Below are 6,789 nucleotides of genomic sequence, written 5' to 3'. Positions count from 1 at the left end.
TTTGCCCGACGGGGTGAAAAATACAGTTGCTACGTCTTTGGTTTTGTTCGTGGGCAAAGCCCACGCTACATCTGCTGCGTTAAAACGGGACGGGATTATAAATTTCAGACGACCTTTGGGGCTGTAGGTCGGATTCTTGAATCCGACATCTTGAACTTAAACCGCTTCAATAATTTTTCAGACGACCTTCCGTTTGAAAAGGTCGTCTGAAACGTGCATCAGGCAAATTCGCCGCCGAAGCTCATGGCACCGGTTTCTGCGCTGCTGGTCATGCTGCGGAAGTTGGCGAAGAGTTCGCGGCCGCAGCCTTGTTGGTTCGCGCTCAAGTCGATGTGTTCGACTTCGCGGGCGTTCCATTCGGCCTCGTTAATCAGGACGTTGAGTTCGCCGGTAACGGAGTCGAAGCGGATCAGGTCGCCGGTACGGATTTTGGCGATGTTGCCGCCCATCAGGGCTTCGGGCGTCATGTGGATGGACGCGGGCACTTTGCCGGACGCGCCGGACATACGGCCGTCGGTCAGTAGCGCCACTTTGAAGCCGCGGTCTTGCAGGATGCCCAAAGGCGGGGTCAGTTTGTGCAACTCGGGCATACCGTTGGCGCGCGGGCCTTGGTAGCGGACGACGCACACAAAATCGCGTTCCAACTCGCCGCGTTCAAACGCTGCCAACACTTCGCGTTGGTCGTTGAACACGATGGCGGGCGCTTCGATGATGCGGCAGCCTTCGCGCACGGCGGACACTTTAATCACGCCGCGTCCGATATTGCCTTTCATCAGGCGCAGGCCGCCGTCCGGGGAGAACGGGTTGTCGACTTTGCGCAGGATGTCGTCGTTGCCGCTGGTTTCGGGGGCTTCGCGCCATTCGAGTTTGCCGTCGATGAGGAAAGGTTCTTTGGTGTAGTGGCGCATACCGTGTCCGACGACGGTATCGACATCGTCGTGCAACAAACCTGCGTCCAGTAATTCGCGGATAACGAAAGGCAGGCCGCCTGCTGCGGTAAAGTGGTTCACGTCGGCCTTGCCGTTGGGGTACACGCGGATGAGCAGCGGGATGATGGAGGAAATTTCGTCAAAGTCGTCCCAGTTCAAAATCACGCCTGCGGCGCGCGCCATGGCGACGAGGTGCATGGTGTGGTTGGTCGAGCCGCCGGTCGCCATCAGACCGATCAGGGCGTTGATGAAGGATTTTTCGGTCAACATTTCGCCCAAGGGTTTGATGGTGCCGTTTTTGATGCCGCGTGCGAGGTGTCCGGCAGCGTAGCGGGTCAAGGCTTCGCGCAGGTCGGTATAGGGATGGACGAAAGCGGCGGCGGGCAGGTGTACGCCCATCATTTCCATCATCATTTGATTGGAGTTTGCCGTGCCGTAGAAGGTGCAGGTACCGGGGCTGTGGTAGGAACCCATTTCGCTTTTCAAAAGTTCGTCGCGGCCGACTTTGCCTTCGGCGAAAAGCTGGCGGGTGCGGGCTTTTTCTTTATTGCCGATACCGCTGGACATCGGGCCTGCGGGGACGAAGATGCCCGGAATATGACCGAACGAAAGCGCGCCAATCATCAAACCCGGTACGATTTTGTCGCACACGCCCATAAACAGGCTGCCGTCGAACATTTGGTGCGACAGGCCGATGGCGGTACTCATGGCGATGACGTCGCGGGAGAACAGCGACAATTCCATACCGGCGTAGCCCTGCGTGATGCCGTCGCACATGGCGGGCGTACCGCCGGCAACTTGCGCGGTTGCGCCGTTTTTCTGCGCTTCGTCTTTAATTTGGTCGGGGAAGTCTTTAAACGGCTGGTGTGCGGAAACCATGTCGTTGTAGGCGGTGATGATGCCTAAGTTGGGGACGGTGTCCTGAAGCATTTCGATTTTGATGCTTTTGGGCATGGAGGCGTAGCCGTGCGCCAAGTTGCTGCAACCGAGCTGGTTGCGCTCCAGCCGTCCCATTTGTTTGGCGCTGCGGATTTTCGCCAGATATTTTTCGCGGGTCGGACGGCTGCGTTCGATGATGCGCTCGGTGATTTCGGCGAGCTTGGGGTGGATAGGAGTGGGATTCATGTTCGGTCTCCTGTCGGAAGGGGTGGTATGGGATTTTTGTTTGCGCGTTTCTGATTTTTTGTATTGGGTGTGGGGCGTTCAGCGTTTCAGACGACCTTTCAAACCATGCAAGGGGTCGTCTGAAAGCCTCACTCTATCTATGCAGGCTATTATAATACAAAACCTGTAATTTAGTTACAAAATAATCTGCTAAATGTAAGAAATTTGATTTAAATCGTGATATGCGTCATTTGTGAAAATCTACCAGACCAAACTCATCAAACTTTTAAACTAAGTCAAATAATTTGTAAAAATGAGAATAGACAAAATGTGTAGCCATGTGTAGTATTACTACTCATTAGCCCGCCTGTTTTGAAATTTTGATGCAGGCGATTGGTTTCCATTGCTTTTCTGCCGAAACCGCCCGTCTTTCACGGCATCCGGCGGCGCCGGCACAAGGCCTTCCTCAACGAGAGATAAAACGATGAGTACACAAACAAATTTTGATTTGGTGTTGTTCGGCGCGACCGGCGATTTGGCAATGCGTAAGCTGCTGCCTTGTCTGTATCAGGCGCACGTTGCAGGGTTGCTCAATCCTCAGGGTCGTATTTTAGGTGTCAGCCGCAGCGATTTGGATACGGCGGGCTTTTTGGCAAAAGTGGAAACCAACTCCAAAATCCATGTCAAACAAAACTTTTCAGACGACGCCTGGGCATCGTTCGTCAAACGCATCGAATATTTGAAAGTCGACGTTACCCAAGAAGCCGATTTTGCCGCTTTGGGCGAAAAAGTCAAAGCCCGCAAAGAGACCGACAACGTCATCATCTATCTTTCCACCGCGCCGAAATTCTTCGCGCAAGCCTGCGAAAACCTTGCCAAAGTCGGACTGAACGCCGACAACGCGCGCGTCGTTTTGGAAAAACCGCTGGGTACCGACCTCGCCTCTTCCCAACAAATCAATACCGATGTCGCCCGCTACTTCAAAGAAAGCCAAATCTACCGCATCGACCACTACTTAGGCAAAGAAAGCCTACAAAACCTGCTGGCGCTGCGTTTTGCCAACGTGATGTTCGAGCCGTTGTGGAACAACAAATATATCGAAAGCGTACAACTGACCATCGCCGAACAGCTCGGCGTGGAAGAACGCGGCGAGTTCTACGACATTACCGGCGCGCTGCGCGACATGGTGCAAAACCACCTGATGCAAATGCTGTGCATGACTGCGATGGAAGCACCCGCCAGCTTGGATGCCGACGCAGTGCGCGATGAAAAAGTCAAAGTCATCAAATCATTGAAACCGCTGACCATCGAATCTGTCAACGAAAACGTCGTGCGCGGACAATACACCGCCGCCAAAGGCATGAACGGCTATCTGCAAGAAATCAACGTTCCGCAAAACAGCTTCACCGAAACCTACGTCGCCATCAAAGCCGAAATCGAAAACGACCGTTGGAAAGGCGTTCCCTTCTATCTGCGCACCGGCAAACGCATGGCGGGCAAAGTGGCAGAAATCGTATTGAACTTCCGTCCGCTGCAAAACCATATTTTTGAAAACAGCCAAGCCACGCCAAACCGTTTGGTTATCGAATTGCAACCGACCGAATCCGTACGCCTCTATACGCAGATGAAAACGCCGGGCGCAGGCAACAAAGTCGAAATCGTGCCGCTGGCAGCCGACTTGGACAAAGTCCTCGAAGGCCGCCGCGCCGAAGCTTACGAACGCCTGCTGCTGGACGTCATCAACGGCAAGCTCGCCCTCTTCAACCGCCGCGACGAACTCGAAGCCGCTTGGGAATATGTGATGCCGATTTTGGATAACTGGGCAAGCAACACCACCCCGCCGCACGGCTACGACGCGCATTCATGGGGTCCGGAGGCCGCCCGCGAACTGTTGGCGCGCGACGGACACAAGTGGCACGAAGACCAGTAAAGCCTTTTCAGACGACCTTTGTTTGAAACGTTCACGGTTCAAAAAGGTCGTCTGAAAACCATAAGGCGGCAGATTAGGCGTTTCCGCCGACATTCTCGCCGCCATCGACAATACAGGCTCTCACTTACTTTCCCGCTCACAAACACTGCCTTTCAGACGACCTCCTGCCCCCTTCTTAACAAAAAGGTCGTCTGAAAACAGAGAAAGGACACTTTTATGTTCGTTTGGCATGAATACGAAAACGCAGCAGCCGCTTCAGAGGCTTTGGCAGACGCAGTCGCCGTCGCGCTGCAAAACGCGCTGAATAACAAAGGCAGCGCAGTATTGGCAGTTTCCGGCGGCCGCTCGCCGATTCCCTTCTTCCAAGCCTTGTCACAAAAAGATTTGGACTGGCAAAAAGTCAGCATCACTTTGGTTGACGAGCGCATCGTGCCGACGACCCACGCCGACAGCAACACTGCCCTAGCACACGAATACCTGTTGCAAAACAAAGCCGCCGCAGCGACTTGGATTCCCGTTGTCGAAGCGGGTAAAACTGAAACTGAATTACAACCCGACAGCGTCGTTGCCTACGCGCTGAAACATTACAAACAACCTGACGTACTGATTTTGGGCATGGGCGGCGACGGACATACCGCCTCCCTCTTCCCGCAAGCGCCGCAGCTGAAGGCAGCCATCAACGAATCAGACGACCCGACCCTCATCCACACCACGCCCGTTACCGCGCCGCACGAACGCGTCAGCATGACCTTGGGCGCCATCGCCAAAACGGAAAACGTCTTTTTGGCGATTCAGGGTGCGGAGAAAAAAGCCGTGTTCGACAAAGCCGCCGCGCGCGCCGATTTGGAATATCCGACCAGCCTGGTATTGAACCATCAAGGAGTGAACTGCCATGTCTTCTACTCAAACTGATATTCAACAACCCGTCGGCAAAAACTATCCGCGCCTGGTCGCCGACATCGGCGGCACCAACGCCCGCTTCGCGCTCGAAACCGCCCCGCATCAGATTGAAAAAGCCCAAGTCTTGCCGTGCAAAGACTACGACACCATCGTCGATGCCGCCAAAGCCTATTTGGAACAGGCAGGCGGAGCCGAAGTCCGGCACGCCGCCTTCGCCATCGCCAACCCGATATTGGGCGACTGGGTGCAAATGACCAACCACCACTGGGCGTTTTCCATCGAAACCACCCGTCAGGCACTGGGGCTGGACACCCTCATCCTCTTGAACGACTTTACCGCGCAGGCATTGGCGGTAACGCAGACTTCAAGCAAAGACCTGATGCAGGTAGGCGGGCATAAACCCATCGAATTCGCCCCCAAAGCCGTCATCGGGCCGGGAACCGGTTTGGGCGTGAGCGGACTGGTGCACAGCCCCGCAGGCTGGGTGGCGCTTGCCGGCGAAGGCGGCCATTCCAGCTTCCCGCCGTTTGACGACATGGAAGTTTTGATTTGGCAGTATGCGAAAAACAAATACGGCCATGTTTCCGCCGAACGCTTCCTCAGCGGCGCAGGTTTGAGCCTGATTTACGAGGCACTCGCCAAACGCGACAAACTGAAAAACTACCGCCTCAAACCGTCCGAAATCACCGAAAAAGCCTTAAGCGGCACGTCCCCGCTCTGCCGTCAGACTTTGGACATCTTCTGCGCCATGCTCGGCACGGTCGCCTCCAACCTCGCCCTGACGCTGGGCGCGCGCGGCGGCGTGTATTTGTGCGGCGGCATCATCCCCCGCGTTTTGGAATATTTTAAAACCTCACCTTTCCGCAGCCGCTTTGAAAACAAAGGCCGTTTCGAAGCCTATCTCGCCGCGATTCCCGTCTATGTCGTCTTAAGCGAATTTCCGGGCATCACCGGCGCAGCGGCGGCACTCGACAACCACTTGAAAAACGTTTAATCACACAAGCCGCCCCGACAAGGGGCGGCACACACCGAAGGGCATATTTATGTTAAGCAAAATCAGCGAATCACTGTCAAACCTGTCGGGCGCAGAACGCAAAGTCGCCGAATGCGCCTTGGCGGAACCCAAATGGTTTGTCCATGCCGCCGTCGCCGAAATCGCCGAGCGCGCATCCGTCAGCCAGCCGACCGTCATCCGTTTTTGCCGCAGCCTGGGCTACAAAGGACTGCCCGAGTTCAAACTCGCCCTGTCCGCCAGCATAGGCCACGAAGGTATGCCCTACGTCCATGAAGAGCTCAACGCCGACGACGACATGAGCATCGTTGTCGAAAAAGTATTGGGCAACGCCGCCGCCTCCATTTTGGGCGAACGCCGCTTTCTGAAAGAGTCCGAACTGGAAAACGCCATCGCCACCCTGATGCACGCCCGCCGTGTCGAGTTCTACGGCGTCGGCAACTCCGGCATCGTCGCCCAAGACGCGCAACACAAATTCTTCCGCTTCGGCATTTCCACCGTCGCCTACGTCGATACCCACACCCAACTGATGGCAGCCTCCGTCCTGTCCGACCAAGACGTTGTCGTCGCCATTTCCAACACCGGCTCGTCCATCGAGCTTTTAGACGCCGTCAGCATCGCCAAAGAAAACGGCGCATCCGTCATCGCCCTGACCCGCAACGACTCCCCGCTGGCACAGCTTGCCGACTGCGTATTGAGCATCGCCACACAGGAAAACGCCGAACTCTACACCCCCATGGTGTCCCGCCTGCTGCAACTCGCCGTCATCGACATCCTCGCCATCGGACTCGCCCTTCGCCTGGGCGATGCCGCCAGCCTGCAACTGCAAAAAAGCAAAAAAAGCATACACAACAAACACATCGATTACGACAAAGACTAAACAATATAGTGGATTAAATTTAAATCAGGACAAG

General features: G+C 55.3%; 5 protein-coding genes. 4 read left to right on the top strand and 1 reads right to left on the bottom strand.

Features of this window, described 5'->3' with window-relative positions; all coding sequences use genetic code 11:
• Positions 1-218 precede the first annotated feature (218 nt).
• Positions 219-2,054, bottom strand: a complete 1,836-nt coding sequence (gene edd / locus HMPREF2726_RS07330; protein WP_009312373.1) for a phosphogluconate dehydratase — start codon at positions 2,052-2,054, stop codon at positions 219-221.
• A gap of 463 nt (positions 2,055-2,517) precedes the next feature.
• Here edd and zwf point away from each other — a divergent pair, with 463 nt between their 5' ends.
• The 4 genes from zwf (at position 2,518) to hexR (ending at position 6,755) form a co-directional block, all read left to right on the top strand.
• A complete protein-coding gene (zwf, locus tag HMPREF2726_RS07325) occupies positions 2,518-3,963 on the top strand; it encodes a glucose-6-phosphate dehydrogenase (RefSeq protein ID WP_009312374.1) in 1,446 nt (481 codons plus the stop codon).
• A gap of 216 nt (positions 3,964-4,179) precedes the next feature.
• Positions 4,180-4,875, top strand: a complete 696-nt coding sequence (pgl, locus tag HMPREF2726_RS07320) for a 6-phosphogluconolactonase (RefSeq protein ID WP_009312375.1) — start codon at positions 4,180-4,182, stop codon at positions 4,873-4,875.
• Positions 4,856-5,857, top strand: coding sequence for a glucokinase (locus HMPREF2726_RS07315; protein ID WP_009312376.1), 1,002 nt, complete (start codon positions 4,856-4,858; stop codon positions 5,855-5,857). Before pgl ends, HMPREF2726_RS07315 begins: the two co-directional genes overlap by 20 nt.
• Positions 5,858-5,906: 49 nt before the next feature.
• Positions 5,907-6,755, top strand: a complete 849-nt coding sequence (gene hexR, locus HMPREF2726_RS07310) for a DNA-binding transcriptional regulator HexR (protein ID WP_003776986.1) — start codon at positions 5,907-5,909, stop codon at positions 6,753-6,755.
• Positions 6,756-6,789 lie beyond the last annotated feature (34 nt).

It is taken from the genome of Neisseria sp. HMSC074B07 (genome assembly GCF_001810355.1).
Classification (GTDB): domain Bacteria; phylum Pseudomonadota; class Gammaproteobacteria; order Burkholderiales; family Neisseriaceae; genus Neisseria.
The sequence above is the reverse complement of the archived record's forward strand: the minus strand, read 5'-3'. Positions and strand labels throughout refer to the sequence as shown.